At 58.7% G+C, this 19,193-nt stretch carries 18 protein-coding genes; 2 read left to right on the top strand and 16 right to left on the bottom strand.

From position 1 onward, the window contains the following. Positions 1-34: 34 nt before the first annotated feature. Both FIU93_RS23165 and FIU93_RS23160 read right to left on the bottom strand, forming a co-directional pair. The gene (locus FIU93_RS23165) at positions 35-727 is read right to left on the bottom strand and encodes an HAD family hydrolase (RefSeq protein ID WP_023004045.1); all 693 of its coding nucleotides are present in this window, start codon (positions 725-727) and stop codon (positions 35-37) included. Further along, positions 720-1,019 (bottom strand): DUF3572 domain-containing protein, encoded by a 300-nt coding sequence (locus tag FIU93_RS23160; RefSeq protein WP_023004046.1) that lies wholly within the window; start codon positions 1,017-1,019, stop codon positions 720-722. The genes FIU93_RS23165 and FIU93_RS23160 overlap by 8 nt, the downstream gene beginning before the upstream one ends. Before the next feature lie 137 nt (positions 1,020-1,156). Between FIU93_RS23160 and FIU93_RS23155 the strand changes: the two genes are divergently transcribed. Then, a complete protein-coding gene (locus tag FIU93_RS23155; RefSeq protein ID WP_006934912.1) occupies positions 1,157-1,528 on the top strand; it encodes a response regulator in 372 nt (123 codons plus the stop codon). A 601-nt stretch (positions 1,529-2,129) separates the two neighbouring features. Here FIU93_RS23155 and rpmG read toward each other — a convergent pair. The 14 genes from rpmG to FIU93_RS23085 all read right to left on the bottom strand — a co-directional run bounded on the left by rpmG (position 2,130) and on the right by FIU93_RS23085 (position 18,198). Continuing rightward, positions 2,130-2,297, bottom strand: a complete 168-nt coding sequence (rpmG, locus tag FIU93_RS23150; protein WP_023004047.1) for a 50S ribosomal protein L33 — start codon at positions 2,295-2,297, stop codon at positions 2,130-2,132. 156 nt (positions 2,298-2,453) lie between these two features. Further along, a complete protein-coding gene (locus FIU93_RS23145; RefSeq protein ID WP_286202380.1) occupies positions 2,454-2,987 on the bottom strand; it encodes an AAA family ATPase in 534 nt (177 codons plus the stop codon). A 47-nt stretch (positions 2,988-3,034) separates the two neighbouring features. After that, a complete protein-coding gene (locus tag FIU93_RS23140) occupies positions 3,035-3,781 on the bottom strand; it encodes an NUDIX hydrolase (RefSeq protein WP_023004049.1) in 747 nt (248 codons plus the stop codon). Beyond that, the gene (locus tag FIU93_RS23135) at positions 3,778-4,248 is read right to left on the bottom strand and encodes a DUF983 domain-containing protein (RefSeq protein ID WP_173017394.1); all 471 of its coding nucleotides are present in this window, start codon (positions 4,246-4,248) and stop codon (positions 3,778-3,780) included. The genes FIU93_RS23140 and FIU93_RS23135 overlap by 4 nt, the downstream gene beginning before the upstream one ends. Next, positions 4,245-6,497, bottom strand: coding sequence for a ribonuclease R (gene rnr, locus FIU93_RS23130; protein ID WP_152507684.1), 2,253 nt, complete (start codon positions 6,495-6,497; stop codon positions 4,245-4,247). Before rnr ends, FIU93_RS23135 begins: the two co-directional genes overlap by 4 nt. Before the next feature lie 62 nt (positions 6,498-6,559). After that, positions 6,560-9,238, bottom strand: a complete 2,679-nt coding sequence (gene topA / locus FIU93_RS23125) for a type I DNA topoisomerase (RefSeq protein ID WP_152506902.1) — start codon at positions 9,236-9,238, stop codon at positions 6,560-6,562. A gap of 188 nt (positions 9,239-9,426) precedes the next feature. Continuing rightward, on the bottom strand, positions 9,427-10,566 hold the full coding sequence (gene dprA, locus FIU93_RS23120) for a DNA-processing protein DprA (protein WP_152506901.1): 1,140 nt from the start codon (positions 10,564-10,566) through the stop codon (positions 9,427-9,429). Then, positions 10,563-11,228 carry a glycerol-3-phosphate 1-O-acyltransferase PlsY gene (gene plsY / locus FIU93_RS23115; protein ID WP_031270763.1) on the bottom strand — a complete coding sequence of 222 codons (666 nt, stop codon included), beginning with the start codon at positions 11,226-11,228 and terminating at the stop codon, positions 10,563-10,565. The genes dprA and plsY overlap by 4 nt, the downstream gene beginning before the upstream one ends. A gap of 114 nt (positions 11,229-11,342) precedes the next feature. Next, positions 11,343-12,122 (bottom strand): DUF3108 domain-containing protein, encoded by a 780-nt coding sequence (locus tag FIU93_RS23110; RefSeq protein ID WP_173017392.1) that lies wholly within the window; start codon positions 12,120-12,122, stop codon positions 11,343-11,345. 92 nt (positions 12,123-12,214) lie between these two features. Then, complete coding sequence (locus FIU93_RS23105) at positions 12,215-13,516, bottom strand: dihydroorotase (RefSeq protein ID WP_031270764.1); 1,302 nt, start codon at positions 13,514-13,516, stop codon at positions 12,215-12,217. Positions 13,517-13,533: 17 nt separating this feature from the next. Next, entirely contained in the window at positions 13,534-14,499 is a 966-nt protein-coding gene (locus FIU93_RS23100) for an aspartate carbamoyltransferase catalytic subunit (RefSeq protein WP_197923286.1), read from the bottom strand. 428 nt (positions 14,500-14,927) lie between these two features. Next, positions 14,928-15,854: an AEC family transporter gene (locus FIU93_RS23095; RefSeq protein ID WP_023004058.1), complete on the bottom strand. Its 927-nt coding sequence runs from the start codon at positions 15,852-15,854 to the stop codon at positions 14,928-14,930. A 61-nt stretch (positions 15,855-15,915) separates the two neighbouring features. Beyond that, positions 15,916-16,404: a Holliday junction resolvase RuvX gene (gene ruvX, locus FIU93_RS23090; RefSeq protein ID WP_023004059.1), complete on the bottom strand. Its 489-nt coding sequence runs from the start codon at positions 16,402-16,404 to the stop codon at positions 15,916-15,918. Between the two features lie 48 nt (positions 16,405-16,452). Further along, complete coding sequence (locus FIU93_RS23085; RefSeq protein ID WP_152506899.1) at positions 16,453-18,198, bottom strand: autotransporter domain-containing protein; 1,746 nt, start codon at positions 18,196-18,198, stop codon at positions 16,453-16,455. Positions 18,199-18,433: 235 nt separating this feature from the next. On the opposite strand from FIU93_RS23085, the gene FIU93_RS23080 reads away from it, so the two are divergent. Beyond that, positions 18,434-19,138, top strand: coding sequence for a metal-dependent hydrolase (locus FIU93_RS23080; RefSeq protein ID WP_152506898.1), 705 nt, complete (start codon positions 18,434-18,436; stop codon positions 19,136-19,138). Positions 19,139-19,193: the final 55 nt, after the last annotated feature.

The raw sequence follows: 19,193 nt of genomic DNA, 5'->3' as shown, positions 1-19,193 counted from the left end.
GGCGTTGGCAATCGGCTGCGGTGCGGATGGGCAATCAGCCGCTCTGCTGGTTTCGGTTCGAGCCCTGCAGAATAGCTCCGATAAAGGCGGCCGTCTCCTGCCAATCGCTGCTCAACAGATCGATGTAACCTGCCTTTTCAGTGGTCTGCAGAAATCTGGCGTCTGCGATGAACTGTATCTGGACAGCAGACGGCAGGGTCGCGTTCACGGAGGTGTGGTTGGTCGGACTGTCGTCAATGAAGACAACCGGCTCCGGACGTCCACGAGACAGAGCTGCAACCGCACCACCTTTGGGACCGGAATTCGTCAGCAACGGAAAGGTGATACCGAGCCCGGTGAGCAGCTTTTCCCGCACTGGCTTGTTGTGACCTCCGGGCAGATTGGTCAGCAGGATAACGTCCCATTGCTGTGCAAGTGCATTGAGCGCATCGCCTGCGCCGGGGACCATGTCCTGACGATGGCTGACCTCGTCGAAGAACTCCAGAAGCAGTCTGCGAACGTCGTCAGACGACAGGGGTTCACCGTTGTCCCGCCGGCCAATATTGCCAGTCAGCCTGTACTCGTACTTCAGGAAAGCCAGGTCACGAGCGTGAAGATAGTCTTCCAGATGAGCGATCAGATGCAAAATCACTTCATCCACATCGCAGATGATCAAAGGCCGGTTCGAAAAAGGCAGTGCCTGGATCTGAGCAAGAACTTCGGGCAGCACTTGCGTCGGTTCAGGCATGGTCTTCGTCTCCGCCGGCGATTGCGTAGCGTGCAGCGGCCATCATCGTTGGCCGTATCCCGGCATTTTCACAAAAGGCAAGCAGCAGCGCTTCATCCATCATGTAGAACTCGAGCACACCGGCAAGAAACCCCGGTTCTCCCGCCGCTTCTCGAATCATTTCCGGTCCAATTCCAGAAAAAGCAAGAAACCTGCCGATCTGTTCCGGGTCACGGCTGAGTTGGAGAAGAGCTTCAGTAGCAATTCCTTGTGCTTCTTCAACGGACAATGACTTGCTCTGTATATTTTTCATTGTGTTTTTTTGCCTTTCTGAAACGATTCCGGGTTAGAAGAAATTTAATGCGGACCGGGGAAGGGTTCTACCGCGGACTAAAATGTGCTGCGAAGATAAAATGGGACCGGCAAGAGGCCGGGTAAAGGGCCGGACATATGGCAAAATCCGTGTTGATCGTCGAAGACAACGAGCTGAACATGAAGCTGTTTCATGATCTGCTCGAAGCGCACGGCTATAATACATTGCAGACCCGGACCGGCATCGAAGCCTTGCAGTTGGCCCGTGAGCATCATCCCGATCTGATCCTGATGGATATTCAGCTGCCGGAAGTGTCGGGGCTGGAAGTCACGAAATGGATCAAGGAAGACGAGGATATCGCTTCCATCCCGGTTATCGCCGTGACCGCTTTCGCCATGAAGGGCGATGAGGAGCGTATCCGGCAGGGCGGGTGCGAAGCTTACATATCCAAGCCGATCTCCGTAGCGAAATTCCTGGAAACAGTTCGGGCATATCTCGGCGAAGCGTAACGGGCCGCCGTCGGTAGAGCTGCGGCAGGTAAAGATTTCTGCAAGGTTTCACGGTTGTTTGGCATGGCTGCGTGCAACCAATTCCTGCGAATCGCAAAACCTCGCGTTCACGCGCTCTTCATATTAAGGTTACGGATTTACTAAAACGGCATTGTTTCTGTGCATATTTTGCGGAAAATATTGCAATCAGGCAACATTCAGGTAGTGTGACCGCAGATTAGTGTTTTTCCTGATCGCCTCAATGACGTGGTAAAGAATGCCGTAGCGTAAAAACGGGCAATACAGTTTCCCCTCGGAGTGCTCAGGTCCGCCGCATCTCCTGGGTCCGTGGGGCAGGTCGGCAGGGAACCGGCCGATGAGTGGCCTCCTCGAATGCCGTGTTCCCGCCGACCACTAATCTTTCAACCGAAAATCAAGAAGCAGCACCAGCAGCAATGCTGAAGCTGCGTCGTCGTGCCTCTGCGTCCGCACAGTAATCATTTGTGGAAACAGGTTTCACGACGCTGGCCTGCGCCGACAAAATTTCAAAATCACATTCGACCACGCATGAAAAAACCCGCCGTTTCCGGCGGGTTCTTTAAAAATCATCTGGAACCAGATCTTACTTGATCTTGGTTTCCTTGAACTCGACGTGCTTCTTGGCAACCGGGTCGTATTTCTTTTTGACCATCTTCTCGGTCATCGTACGGGAGTTCTTCTTGGTGACATAGAAGAAGCCGGTGTCAGCCGTGGAGAGGAGCTTGATCTTGATTGTTGTCGCCTTGGCCATGGCCTTGGATCCTGTTCTCTGTTGTCGGGCAAAGAGTTCTTGCGGCCAGATGGCTGGCGATGAATCTGCCCCAATGTCTGAAATCAGCGCGCAAACTACTCATCGCAGCGCGAAAGTCAAGCACTTGCTATGGTTCAGCCGCCTTTTCGAACCATGTCAGCCATTCTGCCGCAGTGCTGTCAAAGCCTTCGTTATCGTATCAACCGATTGGCCCACGCTCAGGCTGTAACTATCCAGCTGGAGACATGGTTCCGTCCACGGTTCGTATTCATGACTTCGTACCTCAGGCCACCGGGGCAGGGGCAGTCCGTCAATCTCGGTTTCCCTGCTTTCAACGCGCTTGCGGTGTTCGCGCTCATCCGAGCAGACAATCTCGACATTCAGCAGTGTCGCGCCGGTTGATTGAGCGGTTTCCCTCCACAATTGCCTGGATTCGGCAACCGGGTTGACCGTATCGGCAACGACGTTGTGACCAAGTTCCAGGTTTCCGGCAGCGATAGCAGCAAGGGCGAGGTAACCCGCGTCTTCAGCCGGATGAATGTTCAAGACACTGCGTTTGAGGGCAGCTTCAACCGCATCCACACGCAAAAGAAATGCGGGCAGCCGCCCGCTCAGATCCTTTGCTATCGTCGACTTGCCGACGCCGGGCAAACCGGAAAGGGCAATCAGGAAAGGCACAAGCCTGGACACACCTTTGTGTGTTGCAACGGCCGGCAATCCGCCAGGTACAGGTGACTTCAGAGCTCCTGCTTCACGAAACCGCCCTTGCGAAAGAAATAGTAGGGGACAGGCGTCGTCGGCGAAAGCTCAGGGTCTTTCGCCAGCCTGTCTTCCAGGTCGGTCAGGATCTTGTTGGTGATCATCGGCAGATCCTTCTGCCTCGCCTCTTCGAAAGTCAGCCAGGCACAATCTTCCAGTTCGCCGGACGGGCCGGTTCCATCGGGCAACCTGTCGGCAATGGCGTCCGCCCAGACGGCCAGAAAACGGGTGTCGAAGCGTCGCGGGCGTTGCGGTGGGGTGATGGCCCTCGCAATCATCCGAAGGCCGCTCAGGTCGGGCTGTATGCCGCGCTCGGCAAATGCCTCGAAGCCGGTACCAAGGTGCAGGTGGTTGTTGTGTGCCTGACGCCCGATAAACAGCCCGGCCTCTTCATAGGTTTCCCGAATGGCGGCCAGGGCCAGCGCACGAACGCGCGCGGCAGACTTGGCGTTCTTCAGGTCCTGCGTAAGCTTTGCCTCGACGTCCGGATGATAGGGAAGCACGTCGGTCACACGGGAATCGGAGACATCCACTCTGCCACCAGGGAACACGAATTTTCCCGGCATGAAGGCATGGCGCATGTGACGACGGCCCATCAGCAGCTTCACGGAACCCCGATCGTCGCGGTCCAGAATGAGCAGCGTTGCGGCATCCTTGGGACGGATATACGGATAGTTTCCGGCTTTTTCGTCTTTTGCCAGCTGCTTTTCGAACGAACCGCTCATGTAACCCTTTCGGAAGGCACCGGAATGGGAGGCGTGTCGTCTTCCGCATCCGGGTCAAAACCATGCATGTAGAGCGCCCACTGCAGACCGATCAGCGCGCCTTTGATCGGTCGCAGAAGCGACAGCGACAGGATCAGCGTCAGCGGCACCCAGAGCGACATATGGATCCACAACGCGGGATGCCACAACACTTCCACGGCCAGAAGGCCGGGAACGATAATGTGGCCGACAATGGTGATTGTGAAATAGGGCGGGGCGTCGTCCGCGCGATGGTGATGGAACTCCTCACCGCAGACAGAGCAGGCATAGTGTGGCTGAAGGAAGCCATCGAACACCTTGCCTTTTCCGCAGTTCATGCACCGGTTGCCGGCACCGCGCAGCATGGCCTGAAGAACATTGCGCCGCGGTTTTTCGGATGCTGTTTCCGGCGATTCCAGTTTGTCGTGCAGTTCATACCGGACCGTCACGAAGATCTCCTTCGACCCTGTTTCTTCGGTGAGGCCTTGCTGCGTCCGCCCTTCGGCGGTCCACGCCGCACCTTCGGCGCGGCTTTCCGGATGCGTTTGCCGGCAATGCTGCCGTGGCTCAGCAGCTCGAATGTCAGTGCACCGGCAAAGGGGGCTGCTTCCACCAGCCGGACCTCCACTTGATCGCCAAGTTGGTAGGTCTCGCCGGTTTTGTCACCTATCAGGGCGTGCGACCCTTCGTCATAGCGATAATAATCGAGGCCGATTGTGGAGGCCGGTACGAAGCCGTCGGCACCTGTATCGGACAGGCGAACAAACATGCCGGACTTGACCACCCCTGCAATTCTGCCCTGAAAACTCGCGCCGATCTGGTCGCTCATCCAAAGGGCAATCAGACGGTCGATGGTGTCGCGTTCGGCAAGCATTGCCCGCCGTTCAGCGGCCGAGATTTCAGCGCCGATGGCCTCCAGTTTCGTCTCGATACCTTCCGGCAAGCCATCCTTGCCAAGCCCGAGCGCGGATATCAGCCCACGGTGCACGATCAGATCGGCATACCGGCGGATCGGTGACGTGAAATGCGCGTACCGCCGCAGGTTCAAGCCGAAATGGCCGATGTTCTGCGGGGCGTATTCTGCCTGGGCCTGGCTGCGCAAAACCACCTCGTTGACGAGATTGGCCTGCGGTGTGTCCTTCACCTTGGCAAGTATGCCGTTGAAGGCGGAGGGGCGGAGACCACCGGAGGACGGCAGCTTGATGTTGATCGTCGACAGAAAGTCTTTCAGGCTTTCCAGTTTTTCCGGGGTCGAGGCATCGTGGATCCGGTAGAGCAGGGGCGTTTTCTTCTGCTCCAGCGTTTCGGCGGCTGCCACGTTCGCCTGGATCATGAATTCTTCGATCAGCTTGTGGGCGTCCAGACGCTCCGGAACAAAGACATGATCGACAGTTCCATCCGGTTTCAGCTTGATCTTGCGTTCCGGCAGATCAAGTTCCAGCGGTTCGCGCGCCTCACGTCCCCTCTTCAGCACGGCGTAAGCGGCCCATAGTGGCTTCAGGACGCCGTCCAGCAGTGTTTCGGTCTTCTCGTCTGTCGTACCGTCAATCGCCTTCTGGGCCTGCAGATAGGAGAGTTTTGCCGCCGAACGCATCAGCACCCTGTGAAAGGTGTGCCCGGTCTTGCGTCCGGTCTTGTCGAACACCATTCGCACGCCAAGCGCCGGCTTGTCTTCCTTTTCCCGGAGCGAGCAGAGCTGGTTGGAAATCCGCTCCGGCAGCATCGGGATCACCCGGTCGGGAAAATAGACCGAGTTGCCGCGCAGGTTCGCTTCCCGGTCCATCGGAGAGCCGGGGGTGACGTAGTATGCGACATCCGCAATCGCCACATAGCAAATATAGCCGCCTTCGTTGGAAGGGTCCTCGTCCGCTTCGGCGTAGACGGCGTCGTCGTGGTCTTTTGCGTCGGGCGGGTCGATGGTGATCAGCGGCACCTGCCGCCAGTCCTCGCGCTTGCCGAGTTTCTCCACCGGCTTTGCGCTCTCGGCCTGCGCTTCTACAGCTGCCGGAAAGACATGCGGAATGCCATGCGATTGCAGGGCGATCTCCGAAACCGCCTTTTCCGAATTCATCGAGCCGAAGCGCTCAACCACCGACGCGACGGGATGGCCGTAGCGGCCGGAGCGCGTCACCTGAACGCTGACAAGATCTCCGTCCTCTGAGTCCTTGAGGTCACGCGGATCGATGTCGAGTTCCCGCTGCTTGCGGTCAATCGGTTCGAGATAGGGCGGGCGGGTGCCGTCACGCTTCCGCAGAATTCCGAGGATTGCACCCTGACGCTTTTCCAAAACGCGGATGACGCGAGCGACATGTTCTGTTTCGGGGCCGCTCTCAGCTTCGGTCAGGCGCACGAGTGCGCGGTCACCCAGGCCGGGTTGCGTCGCCTTGGTCTTGCCGGTCAGCACCAGAATTTTCGGCGGAGTGCCAGCCTCGTCGTCCCAGTCGACAGGGGTCGCGATCAGCTCACCGTCCCGGTCGCGTGCAATGAGATTGGCCACGAAAACCGGCGGCAGATCGCCAGGACGGATCATGCGCTTGTTGCGCTTTTCCATCAGGCCGTCGTCGGTCAGGTCCTTCAACATCTTTTTCAGATGGATGCGGGCCCCGCCGATAATACCGAAATGACGAGCAATCTCGCGCTTGCCCGCACGCCCCGGGTTATCTGCAACAAACGCGAGAATATCCTCGCGTGATGGCATTTCACCCGGAACCTTGGCGTGTTTTCGATTGGTGTGCTTGCGCGTGTTAATCCGTTTTGCGCTCAACTCGCATCATCCCAGGGCACCTCTTCGGACGACGCATCGACCTTTGCCTTTGCGGATGACTTTGCCGTCGTCTTCTTGGTGGTCGTCTTTTTGGTTGCTGTTTTCTTCGCAGCAGGTTTCTTGGCAGCCGCCTTCTTCTTGGTGCCGCCCTTGGAGGCCTTTGCCGCGATCAGCTCCAGCGCCTGTTCCATCGTCACGGCCTTGGGGTCGGTGTCCTTCGGTAGCGTGGCGTTGATCTTGCCGTGCTTGACGTAAGGCCCATAGCGCCCGTCATAGACATTGATCGGGCCACCTTCGGACGGATGCTCGCCAAGCTCCTTCAGCGGCGTTGCCGCTGCACCGCCGCGGCCACCACCCTTGGCGCGTTTCTGCGCCAGCGCATCAACAGCACGGTTGATGCCGACGGAGAACACTTCGTCTGGCGTGGACAGGTTGGCATAGGTGCCTTCATGCAGCACGAACGGCCCGTAGCGACCGATACCGGCCGAGATCATCTTGCCGTCTTCCGGGTGTGGCCCCACCTCGCGTGGCAGCGACAGAAGCTGCAGCGCCTTTTCCAGATCCATATCCGGTGCGGACCAGCCACGGGGCAGGGAGGCTCGTTTCGGCTTGGCTTCCTCGCCCAGCTGAACATAGGGGCCGAAACGGCCGTTGCGCAGGGAAACGTCGAGGCCGGTTTCCGGATCGGTGCCGAGAACCTTCGGGCCGTCGTCACCTTCGCCGTCTTCACCGCTCGGCTTGCCGAGCTGCCGTGTAAAGCCGCACTCGGGATAGTTGGAGCAGCCGATGAAAGCGCCCCAGCGGCTGACCTTGAGCGATAGCTGACCTGTGTCGCAGGACGGGCACTTGCGCGGATCGGTGCCATCTTCCTTCGGCGGGAAGATATGCGGCCCGAGCAGTTCGTTCAGCGCGTCGATGACATGGGCAACGCGCAGGTCCTTGATTTCATCGACCGCGCCGGAAAACCCGGTCCAGAAATCACGTAGCACGTCGAGCCAGGAAAGCTCGCCTGCGGAAATCTTGTCGAGCTGTTCTTCCAGGCTCGCTGTGAAGTCGAATTCGACATAGCGCTGGAAGAAGCTTTCCAGGAACGCGGTAACAATGCGGCCCTTGTCCATCGGAACAAGCTGCTTCTTGTCGAGTTCGACATAGTCACGGTCGCGCAGGGTCTGAAGCGTCGAGGCATAGGTGGACGGCCGGCCGATGCCAAGCTCTTCCATCTTCTTGACCAGGCTTGCTTCGGTGTAGCGCGGCGGCGGTGTCGTGAAATGCTGCGTGGCTTCGATGGCTTGTGCGGTCCCGTCGACAGAGGCAGCCGTCAGCGCGGCACCTTCATCGACCGCCGGCAGACGCTTGGAGTTCTCGTCTTCCTCGTCGTCCCGGCCTTCCTGGTAAAGCGCAAGAAAACCGTCGAAGCGGACGACGGAGCCAGTGGCACGCAGATTGGCGCGTTTACCGGAACCGTCGGCGAGAATCTCAATGGTGGTCCGTTCCAGAACAGCCGACTCCATCTGAGAAGCCATGGTCCGTTTCCACACCAGCTCATAAAGCTTGGCCTGGTCCGGATCCAGGAACCTGGCGACATCCTTTGGGCGACGCGAAAGGTCCGTTGGTCGGATCGCTTCGTGTGCTTCCTGGGCGTTCTTTGCCTTGGAGGTATAGACGCGCGGGCTTGCCGGGACGTAATTGTCACCGAAATCCTTGGCGATTACGGAGCGGGCGGCAGCGATCGCTTCGCCGGCAATCTGAACGCCGTCGGTACGCATGTAGGTGATGAGACCGGAAGTCTCGCCACCGATTGAAATGCCCTCATAAAGCTTCTGCGCCACCTGCATGGTGCGCGATGCGGAAAACCCGAGTTTGCGTGAGGCTTCCTGCTGCAGGGTGGAGGTGGTGAACGGCGCCGCCGGATTGCGCTTCGCAGGTTTGGAAGCCACGCTGTCGACCTTGAAGCTGGCGCTTTCCAGCATGGTCTTGATCGCGGTGGCTTCCGCTTCGTTGTTGATGTCGAGACGGCCGATTTTCTTGCCGTCAAAACCGGTCACGCCAGCCTGGAACATGTCCCCGGTCGGTGTCTTCATGTTGGCGAAGATCGACCAGTATTCCTGCGGCTTGAAGGTTTCGATTTCCATTTCCCGGTCGCAGATCAGCCGCAATGCGACAGACTGCACGCGCCCGGCGGAACGGGCACCGGGCAGCTTGCGCCACAGAACCGGAGACAGGGTGAAACCGACCAGGTAATCCAGTGCTCGGCGGGCGAGATAGGCATCGACCAGCGGCGTATCCAGCTGGCGCGGATTGTCCATCGCTTCCAGGATCGCCTTCTTGGTGATCGCGTTGAAGACCACGCGCTCGACCTGCTTGTCCTTCAGCACCTTCTTCTTTTGCAGCACTTCCAGAACGTGCCACGAAATTGCTTCCCCTTCGCGGTCGGGGTCAGTCGCGAGAATGAGGCGGTCGGCATCCTTGACCGCATTGGCGATCTCGCTCAGCCGTTTCTGCGCCTTCGCATCCACTTGCCAGCTCATGGCGAAATTGTCGTCCGGCAGCACCGAGCCGTCCTTGGCCGGCAGATCTCGCACATGGCCGTAGGAAGCCAGCACCGTATAGTCGGAACCGAGATATTTGTTGATCGTCTTGGCTTTCGCCGGCGATTCGACAATGACGACGTTCATTCTTACCCAAAATATTTTTGCCGGATACGGAGCCCCCGCCCGGTGGAGAAGGTGATCTGAGTGCTAATTCAGTGGCGCAGACGATCAAGGATCAAGCGCCGCCTGTCAAATGGACCTTTGATCCTTCCGGGTCAAGCGGTTCGGTCCAGATACGGGTTATCCACTGAGATTCAAGGAAAAACGGCCCCTTACATCAAAGCGGAGATTTTGTTGCCGCGGTGTCTTTCGAGGCGCCCGGCAAGTTCGAGTTCCAGCAGCACGACATGAACCGACCTCGCATCACCATCCGCAAAGCGTATCAATTCATCCATGTCCACCGGGGTTGGACCAAGCGCCGCAAGGACGCGGTCACGCAGCTTTCCATCCGGTTCAGAGCGGGAAAGAGGGGCGGTTTCGCTCTCTTCGCGGAACTGCCTGCCAAAGGGAAGGGTTGGCGCCAGTCGGCCACCAAGGCCTTCCAGCACATCGTCGGCGGTCGAGACAAGTGCCGCACCCTGCCGGATCAAGCCGTTGGCACCTTCCGAACGCGGATCCAGGGGGGAACCCGGTACGGCGAAGATGTCCCTGTTCTGCTCAAGAGCATAACGAGCGGTGTGAAGAGAGCCGGAGGCCTTGGCGGCTTCGATTACGATGACACCCAGAGACAGGCCTGAAATCAGCCGGTTGCGCCGGGGAAAATCCCGGCTGCGGGGTTTCCAGCCAAGAGGCATCTCGCTGATGACGGCGCCTCCTGTGTCGAGAACGGCAGCAAGCAACCTGTCGTGTTCCGGCGGGTAGAGCACATTGATGCCTCCCGCAAACACGGCGATGGTACCTGTTTGTAGTGAGGCTTCATGGGCGGCAGCATCGATCCCGCGGGCGAGGCCGGACACGATTGAAAAGCCTTCTGCCCCAAGCCCCTGCGCAAATCGTGTCGCAAGTTTTCTGCCGGAAAGCGAAGCGTTGCGGGCACCGACGATCGCAATCATCCGTTCCCGGGTCAGCGCGGAGGTGCCGCCCTTGACGGACAGGAGCGGCGGCGGACCGTCGATATGTCGAAGATGTTGCGGATAGTCGGGTTCATGCAGGCCAATCAACCGGGCCCCGATCCGCCCATGAGCGTCCAGCTCGGCTTCAGCGTCTTCAAGCGGACAAATCCGGCTTGCCTTGCCACCGCGCCTTGCAAGATCGGGAAGCACCTCCAGCGCTCGTTGAGCGGAGCCAGCGTGTTTCAGAAGTTCCGCGAATGTAACGGGACCGACGTTTTCCGATCGTATTAGGCGAAGCCACGCCAGACGTTCCGCCTCGGAGAGGTTGCCGGGAGTTATATTTTCAGAAACGCGGTTCACGCGCTTTCATCGCCGGGCGGAGACGAAGCATTGGCCGCCGGTTTGGATTTCGAGCCGATCTTGCTTTCTTCCCCGCGCAGAAGCCGCCCAATGTTTTCGTGATGCTTGGCCCATAGCAGCACCGACAGCAAGACGAACATCTGAGCTATCTGGACCTGATGGAAAACGAGATAGAGCACGATCGGGGTCAGCAGGGTAGCCGTCAGTGCGGACAGAGACGAATAACGGAACAGAAAGGCCATGCCGATCCAGATGCCTGCCGCGAGCAGGAACATCGGCCAATAGAGGCCAAGCAGAATGCCGAGGTAGGTTGCAACACCCTTGCCGCCCTTGAACTTCAGCCACACCGGGAAGAGATGCCCGAGAAACGCCCCAAGGCCGGCGATAAGAGCCATTTCCTGACCGTAGAAGTGATTGACGATCAGAACGGCAACGGTGCCCTTCAATCCATCCCCCAGCAACGTGGCAGCTGCCAGAGATTTGCGGCCGGTGCGCAGAACGTTGGTGGTGCCGATATTGCCCGAGCCGATTTGGCGGATGTCTCCAAGGCCGGCCATGCGCGTGAACAGCAGGCCGAAGGGAATCGAACCGAGCAGATAGCCGAAGGCGAGGGCGGCGAGATAGTAGGGCCAGGCAAAGGCCCAGCTGATCGGTTCTGGCACGCGATACTCCAATGACGTGCATAATAAATAGCCATCGCAATGTAACGGCATGGCAGCCCGGATCAAGTCCAGCAACTGAGAAAAGAGTGTCTTTGCAGGGAAATAGCGCGGGGTCTATTCCGAGAGCTTGAATTTTTCCGCTTCCACCAGCAGCGACCCGAACGGAAGGGAAATACTGGCCCGGAGCGGGACGAGATACGGCTTGTCACCAACCGGTGCGAGCCAGACTTCCATGGACTTGTTTGCCGCGAGTTGCTGGATCGACTTGCGCTTCGGCCGGTGGCCGGAAATGGGTTCGTACCGGACACCGCAGACTATGACGTCGCCCTTGAACCGGCCATCAGACGTTCTGGTGGCTTTGCGGGATTTGTACTGCAGGTGAACGTCGTAACGTTCCTTGCCGTCGAAGATGCGCAATGTCCTGTTGCAGCTCTCCTTGGCAAGGCCCTGCGGGGCAGGAAGCACGGCGGCGGTCAGGGGATCGAGAACACTCTTAAGATGCTCGGCGGTTACCTTGACCCGTTCCTTCATCCGATCCTGCGGCGGCCGAACTTCGATAGCGTCGATACTGCCCTTACGCATTCGCATGGTGATGGTTCCAGTCTCGTCTTCACTCTTGAGGTCAAGAGCGTAGCGGGCTGGCTCCAGGTCGAGTTTTTGTGCGGTTCCCGCGACTTCAACTGTGCCTTTGCCGTCAGACACCAGCCGTCCGAAGGCGGCGGTCTGGCCGTTGGCACTGACGGAATAGGACTTGCTGTCGACATCCAGTGACAGGACGCCGGAGCCGATAGGCAGCCCAAGGGCGTAAAGCTTGTACTTAATGTAGAGATCAGCCGCCGAAGCGCTGCCGGTAAACAGCGCAGGTATCAGAAAGGCAAGGGCGATCAGGCGCATCAGCATGTTCCGTTGGAAGTTCCGTTCGCGCCAGATTCAGGGAGAATTGTGGCGCGAACAGGATCAACGTTGGAACGGAAACAAGGGCTTGTTCAGGTGTGGCTGAAAACCGTTTTCCCACCGACAACCGTGCGCAGCACCCGCCCCGAGAACCGTGCATCCTCGAAGGGAGAATTCTTCGAACGTGACTTGATGGTACTTTTTTCCAGGACCCAGGGACGCTCGGGATCGAACACGGTCACATCCGCCGGAGCTCCCTTGGAAAGGCGTCCGGTTTCCAGCCCCAGCCGGTCCGCCGGGCGACAGGTCATGGCGCCAAGCAGGGTGACAAGGTCGACCTGCTCGGAATGATAAAGCCGCAAGGCCGCCGCCAGAAGGGTTTCAAGGCCGATGGCGCCGTCTTCTGCTTCCGCCCACGGATGCCGTTTGGTTTCCACGTCCTGCGGGTCATGATTGGAGCAGATGATGTCGATTGTGCCGTCGGCAACAGCCGCGATCATCGCTTGCCGGTCGTCTTCATCGCGCAGTGGTGGCGACATCTTGAAGAACGTTCGATAGGCGCCGATGTCGTTTTCATTGTGGGTCAGATGATTGATCGACACACCGGCGGTGATGTCCAGCCCTTTCGCCTTGCCTGCTCGAACCACGTCTGCGCTGTCAGAGGTGGAAATGAGGTTTGCGTGGTACTTGCCCTTGGACATGGCAACCAGGCGCAGGTCCCGCTCCAGCATGATGATTTCCGCTTCACGCGGCACACCGGAAAGACCTTTCCAACTGGCGTTCAGGCCTGCGTTCATGACCCCGCCGGCGAGGTCCGGGTCTTCCGTGTGGTGGATGACCAGCGCGTCGAAATCGCGGGCATAGGTCATCATGCGGCGCATGACCTGGGCATTCTTGACCGACTTGTGGCCGTTGGTGAAGGCAACGGCTCCTGCTTCCTTCAGCAAGCCGATTTCCGCCATCTCCTCGCCCTTGAGGCCCTTGGTCAAGGCGGCCAGTGGCAACACGTTGACGATGGCCGTGTCACGCGCCCGGCGCAGGATGAAATCGACCAGCGCGGGATCATCAATGACCGGATCCGTATCGGGCATGGTGCAAATTGTCGTCACGCCGCCGCTTGCGGCAGCCTGGGAGGCACTGGCGAGCGTTTCCCGGTGCTCTGCACCCGGTTCTCCGACGGAGACGCAGAAGTCGATCAGGCCCGGACAGGCGATCGCGCCCTTGCAGTCGATAATTTCCGCTCCGTAGGGAGAGCCCTGGTTGGCAGCTTCCGGCCCGGCGGCGAGAATGGTGCCGTCCGCGATGATGACGGAACCTGGAGCATCCAGGCCGCGTGCCGGGTCAATCACTCTGGCGTTTGAAAGAACCAGAGGTTTGGGTGTGTCGTAAGCCACGTGTCTTGTCCCCTGGATCAATTGTTCGGCAGATTGGCGGCAAGGGCTTCAAGCACGGCCATGCGCACGGCAACGCCCATTTCCACCTGTTCGCGAATAAGGCTTTGGGCGCCATCGGCAATCGAGGCATCGATCTCGACACCGCGGTTCATCGGCCCCGGATGCATGACAAGGGCGTCTTCCTTGGCATAGGCGAGCTTTTCCGCGTCCAGTCCGTAGTAGCGGTAATATTCCCTTACAGATGGAATGAAGGCACCGTTCATGCGCTCGCGCTGCAGGCGCAGCATCATGACGATGTCGGCACCCTCGAGACCTTCCTTCATGCTGGTGAAGACCTCGACGCCCATCTTGGCGATGCCGGACGGCAGGAGGGTAGTGGGGGCAACAACACGGACGCGCGCTCCGAGCGCGTTCAAAAGAATGATATTGGACCGGGCAACGCGAGAATGGGCGATGTCACCGCAGATGGCCACGGTCAACCGCGCGATCTTTCCCTTGTGTCGCCGGATGGTAAGGGCGTCGAGCAGGGCCTGTGTCGGGTGTTCATGCGGGCCGTCGCCGGCATTGACCACGGAGCAGCCGACCTTGCGCGCCAGAAGATGCACCGCACCGGCCGCGTGGTGGCGAACCACCAGAAGGTCGGGGTGCATGGCGTTCAGCGTTGCTGCCGTATCGATCAGCGTCTCGCCCTTTTTCACAGACGACTGGGACACTGCCATGTTCATCACATCCGCCCCGAGCCGTTTTCCGGCCAGTTCAAAAGAACTTTGGGTGCGGGTTGAGTTCTCGAAAAAGAGGTTGATCTGGGTTCGTCCCTGCAAGACCAGCCGTCGTTTGCTGATCTGGCGGGAAACCTCTACGGCTTCTTCCGCCCGGTCCAGAAGGCCCAGAATTTCGTGGGGGTGAAGGCCCTCTATGCCCAGCAAATGACGATGGGGATAAGGGCTGTCTCGATGGGTGTTGCTCGCGGTCATCGAGACCATTCCTATAAGGAGGAACGCCCGGTTCGACAAGTCAGGAAATCACATCATGCCCGCTGTCCACATAGCTGCTAAATATTTGATCGGCTGGACAAAATATGGCTGCGTGCGCGGCGATAGACGGGAGAAGTTTCAACTGCGGCACGCGCAGGCACCGCCAAAAGATTGAATCTATTGTGTTCCACTCAAGATCACGACCGAATCTCAACGAGAATACTGCCGCAATAGTCGCAAAGAACCTGCAGCTTCCATCCGCTTGCAGCTTGCAGTCACCCTGGTTGGGAACAGCTGACAAGTTCTTGGAAATTATAGACAACTGTCAGTTTCTGCCAGGCGTTGCACATGGCTTGGCAACTGTGCCGGTCTAAAGCGAATTGATGACGGGCACGATTTTGCGCAACTGGGCGAGCTTCTACTGCCAAAGGGCCCGATCAAGTGACCAGCAGCAGGGCCAGCGGGATCGTCAGGGTCGCTGCCAGGGTCTGAAGCGTGATGATCTCGGCCATCAGCTTTGCGTCGCCGCCCATCTGACGGGCGAGCAGGTAGGAGTTGCTGGCACAGGGCACTGAACTGGCAATGATGACTACGACCAATGCGGGGCCGGTAACGCCGAAAAGACTGGCAAAGCCAAAGGCAAGCAACGGCATGAATATCGGACGCAAAAAGGTGCCGAGGGCGAGTGCCGGTCCCGGTCTGCGGAGTGAGCCGAGGTCCAGCCCGGCTCCGACGCAGATAATGCCGATGGGGAGCGCGGCCCTGGAGAAAATCTCCAGGGTATCGTCGACCACGAAAGGCAGGGAGATGCCACCCGCGTTCATGATACCGCCTGCGCCGATCGAGAGGATGAAGGGATTGGTGAACAGGTCTTTCAGGATCTTCGCGCCACTTGGTGACGTCCCACTTGCGTAATGCGACAGCACCAGGATGCTGGCGACGTTGAGCAAGGGGATCATGAACACCATTGCGACCGCAAGCATGGCCAGCCCTGTTTCACCGACCACATTGTCGGCAATCGCGAGCGCGATCATGGCGTTCCAGCGCAAGGTTCCCTGGAAAATGGAGGTAAAACGCGGCGCGGCGATGCCCCAGGCACGCTCGATGGTCGTGCGTGCCAGAAGCAGAAGCAGCGCCATGGACAAGATGGAGGCGAGCAGGGCGCCGCCCATGTTGAGCGTCGGAAAACTGGCGAAATCCGCTTGCGAGATCGTGCGGAACAACACCGCCGGAAACAGGACATAATAGGCAAGCCGTTCGACACCACGCCATTGCTCGCCGGTAATCAGTCCGGTGCGGGCGATCAGGTAGCCGGAGGCAATCACGAGGATGACCGGCATCAGGGCGGCAAGTGTGGTCAGCATGTGTTCGGCTTTCGCGTTCGACAGGCCTTGAAACAAGGGCCTGTACCCGGCAGCGGTGGGATCAGCCGTTATCTAAGCCCATAAAGCCGAGTCGGTCCAGAAAGCCCTGCAGGATGTAGGCAGCGGCCATCTTGTCGACCACGTCGGCTCGTTTCGCACGGCTCGTATCGGCTTCCAGCAGCGTGCGCGTCACGGCCGCCGTCGACAGCCGCTCGTCCCAATAGGTGATCGGCAGGTCCGTTTTCTGCGAGAGGTTTCTCACGAAAGCGCGGGTCGCCTGGACGCGGGGGCCTTCGGAGCCATCCATGTTGAGCGGCAGACCGAGCACCATGCCGCCGACGCCCTGCTTGGCGCAGATGGCCAGGAGTTGTTCCGCATCCAGGGTGAACTTCTTGCGCCGGATCGTTTCCATGGGAGAGGCGATGCCACGGCCGAGATCTGAAAGCGCCAGACCAATGGTCTTGGTGCCAAGATCCAGGCCGATCAGCCGGGTGCGGTCGGGCACGGCGGCCATGAAGTCTTCCAGGGAAAGTGCGGGGTCATTTGCCATTCGGCGGCTTTACCAGCGAGCCATGGAAAACACCAGTTCGATTTTCAATCAGAACCCGATGGCAACACGAAGTTGCCCTTCCCAAACGTCCAGCCCGTTCTGGCCCAGGCTGAGATAGCCTCCCTTTGCATCAAGCGTCACGTTCTCCGCAATCAGGGCAGTCGCCCCGCCGCGCAGCGTAAAGCTCCAGGCCGATGCCGTGACAAAGTTGAGTTCATCATCGAGTATCTTGCCGTCGTTCGGTCGCAAATATTCGTATACCGCGCCTGCTTCCACATAGGGCTGGATCAGAAGCCCGTCCTGCAAGGTGAATTGACGGCTGAATTCGGTCGTCAGTTCAATTGTTCCCAGAGAGGCGGCATTGCCCGAGATGGGAACGCTTACAGCCCGGTTGAGGATCGTCCCGTTCAGATCGTAACCGTCGGAAAACACGCGGTTGAAGGTCACGGTCGCCTTGGGGCGTACCTGGATCTCGCTCAACGCATACTGACCGTGAACACTGAAAGTCGCGCCGAGTTCATGGGTGTTGTATTCGCCGCTCAAAACCGAGATATCCGACTGACTGTTTGAAAAGCCATAGCTCAGCGAGCCATCAACGGCCCAGTGCTGTGAAATTCGTGCGGCAACATAGGGGCCGATCTCAAATCCCTGGGTGTCGATTGTCAGGTTGGAATTGAAACCGTCGGTGTCGGTGGTTTCAAAGGTCACGGAAAAACCGCCGACGATATCTTCGGTTAGCTTGCGGTCGGCACCAAATGCCGCGGTTCCGCTGAGTGTCTGAAAGTCCCTGCCGAAACGACGGTCGTCGCTGTAGACCCCGGTTACCGTGCTCCAGGCATTCCAGAGTGTCGGTTCGATCAGATCCCGGCCCGGAGTGATTGGAACTTCGTCCTGCTGCTGCAGACGGCCGGCGGCCAGCAGTTGTTCCCGGGTGCAGAACGTGTGTGCATTGGCAGTCTGTGTCTCCTCTGCTGATCGTGGATCGACGCAGTAACTGATGACCTGACCATCAGCGCGCCTGACCGGCACAAAGCCGGCCGGAAGGGCGGGTTGATTTGGATTGCGGCTGCCGGGCGGCAGGGTTCCGATTGGTGGCGTGACAGTGCCCGGTGCGCCTGTGCCTCCACCAGACGGGGGAAGCGTTCCAATAGGCGGGGTAACACCCCCTGGTGCACTCGGCAGCACACCAGAAGGCACGGTGCCAATAGGCGGTGCAGCCGTGCCGGGACGGCCAAGATTAAAGCCAGCAGGCGGCAATCCTCCAACTGGTGGCGTGATCCCGCTTGAAGGCGGCGCAATGGGGCCCGGCAAACCAGGCATCACTCCGCTTGGAGGCACGACGGCGATCGGTGGAACTGGTCGTCCGAAATTCGGAAACAGCCTGCTGATTGGAGGCTTTACCAGGCTAGGGGGCTTGATGTTGTCGGGAAGCTGAAAGTCGCGTTTCTGGTTCTGAGTGTCGATAAGACAATCGGACCCGCCGTCGACACCATAAAGCTTGTGCGTGCCGCCGTTTCCGCTCGAAACAACTGGAGAAGTGGATAGATGCAGGCCGGTGCTGGAGCGGGACCATGTGTCGACGGTCTGATTACCCTGGGCGGCATCCAGTCGGTAGTCGCCGGCTACCGTGCCTGAAACCCAGATCGAACGGCTATCAGACTTGTTGGTTCCCAGAAAAAGCAGGCCGCCATCGTTCTTGCAATTGGCGGCTAGGGCGGATGTCGAAAGGCTGCTCAAGAGCAGAACTGCCGGGCAGATGACTTCCAGCCAGGCACGTTTCGAACGCAATCGCATCGGCATAGCTCCAAAGTCTCGCGAATCCCCAACGTCATCTTGCGTTGAAGGAATAGGGGAAGCTAGCTCTGGTTGTCGAAATAATCGAGGCGTTGCCATAATTGCACAGGTGAACTGTCAAAATTATCGATAACAGGACCGTGCCCTGCGGAGCACATTGAACGCATTCAGCTTGTTGCGAGCAGTCTGTCACTGATAGGGTCCGGGCAACCTGTCCTGGAATTAGGAGACTGCGATGAAACTGACCTGGTATGGCCACTCCGCTTTCAAGATCGAGATTGAAGGCGCATCCATCCTGTTCGATCCGTTCTTTACCGGAAATCCGTCTTTCCCGGAGACCCTGTCAGTCGATCAGGCAGCGGATGGCGTAACGCATGTCATCCTGACCCATGGTCACAACGATCACATCGGTGACGCCGTCGACATCCTGAAAAAAACCGGTGCGCAGCTGACCTCCAATTTCGAAATCTGCATGTGGGCCAACCGGCAGGGGATCGAGAATATCAGCCCCATGAATTCCGGCGGCAAGGTGAACGTCGGCCCGTTCAGCGTCGCGCTGACACGTGCCGATCACTCGTCGTCCTTCCAGGCTGGCGGTGAGGCTATCTATCTGGGCAATCCACATGGTGTCATCATCGAAGCTCCTGGAGAAAAGACGCTCTATCACCTGGGAGATACCGACATCTTCTCCGACATGGCCCTGATCGACGAGATCTACCAGCCGAAGATCGGGCTTGTTCCAATCGGTGATCGCTTCACGATGGGCGGCAAGTCGGCAGCGCTCGCCTGCACCCGGTTCTTCAACTTCGATACGATCATTCCCTGCCACTACGGCTCGTTCCCGATCATCGACCAGACGGCGGATACGTTCCTTGAGGCAATGGGCGGCGATCGCGACAAGGTGGCAAAGCCAAAACCCGGTGAACCGATTGACGTCTGACGGGTTCAGTGGAGGGAAGCAATCTTTGCTTGTCTCACTTGGAGGTAGAGGTTTA

This window comes from Labrenzia sp. THAF35, from assembly GCF_009363595.1.
GTDB lineage: Bacteria > Pseudomonadota > Alphaproteobacteria > Rhizobiales > Stappiaceae > Roseibium > Roseibium algicola.
The sequence above is the reverse complement of the archived record's forward strand: the minus strand, read 5'-3'. Positions and strand labels throughout refer to the sequence as shown.

Excerpts from the sequence above, each read along its gene's own strand:
- FIU93_RS23165 (WP_023004045.1), bottom strand. The coding sequence starts at position 727 with ATGCCTGAACCGACGCAAGTGCTGCCCGAAGTTCTTGCTCAGATCCAG.
- FIU93_RS23160 (WP_023004046.1), bottom strand. The coding sequence starts at position 1,019 with ATGAAAAATATACAGAGCAAGTCATTGTCCGTTGAAGAAGCACAAGGA.
- FIU93_RS23155 (WP_006934912.1), top strand. The coding sequence starts at position 1,157 with ATGGCAAAATCCGTGTTGATCGTCGAAGACAACGAGCTGAACATGAAG.
- rpmG (WP_023004047.1), bottom strand. The coding sequence starts at position 2,297 with ATGGCCAAGGCGACAACAATCAAGATCAAGCTCCTCTCCACGGCTGAC.
- FIU93_RS23140 (WP_023004049.1), bottom strand. The coding sequence starts at position 3,781 with ATGAGCGGTTCGTTCGAAAAGCAGCTGGCAAAAGACGAAAAAGCCGGA.
- rnr (WP_152507684.1), bottom strand. The coding sequence starts at position 6,497 with ATGCCATCACGCGAGGATATTCTCGCGTTTGTTGCAGATAACCCGGGG.
- topA (WP_152506902.1), bottom strand. The coding sequence starts at position 9,238 with ATGAACGTCGTCATTGTCGAATCGCCGGCGAAAGCCAAGACGATCAAC.
- FIU93_RS23110 (WP_173017392.1), bottom strand. The coding sequence starts at position 12,122 with ATGCGCCTGATCGCCCTTGCCTTTCTGATACCTGCGCTGTTTACCGGC.
- FIU93_RS23100 (WP_197923286.1), bottom strand. The coding sequence starts at position 14,499 with ATGGTCTCGATGACCGCGAGCAACACCCATCGAGACAGCCCTTATCCC.
- FIU93_RS23095 (WP_023004058.1), bottom strand. The coding sequence starts at position 15,854 with ATGCTGACCACACTTGCCGCCCTGATGCCGGTCATCCTCGTGATTGCC.
- ruvX (WP_023004059.1), bottom strand. The coding sequence starts at position 16,404 with ATGGCAAATGACCCCGCACTTTCCCTGGAAGACTTCATGGCCGCCGTG.
- FIU93_RS23085 (WP_152506899.1), bottom strand. The coding sequence starts at position 18,198 with ATGCGATTGCGTTCGAAACGTGCCTGGCTGGAAGTCATCTGCCCGGCA.
- FIU93_RS23080 (WP_152506898.1), top strand. The coding sequence starts at position 18,434 with ATGAAACTGACCTGGTATGGCCACTCCGCTTTCAAGATCGAGATTGAA.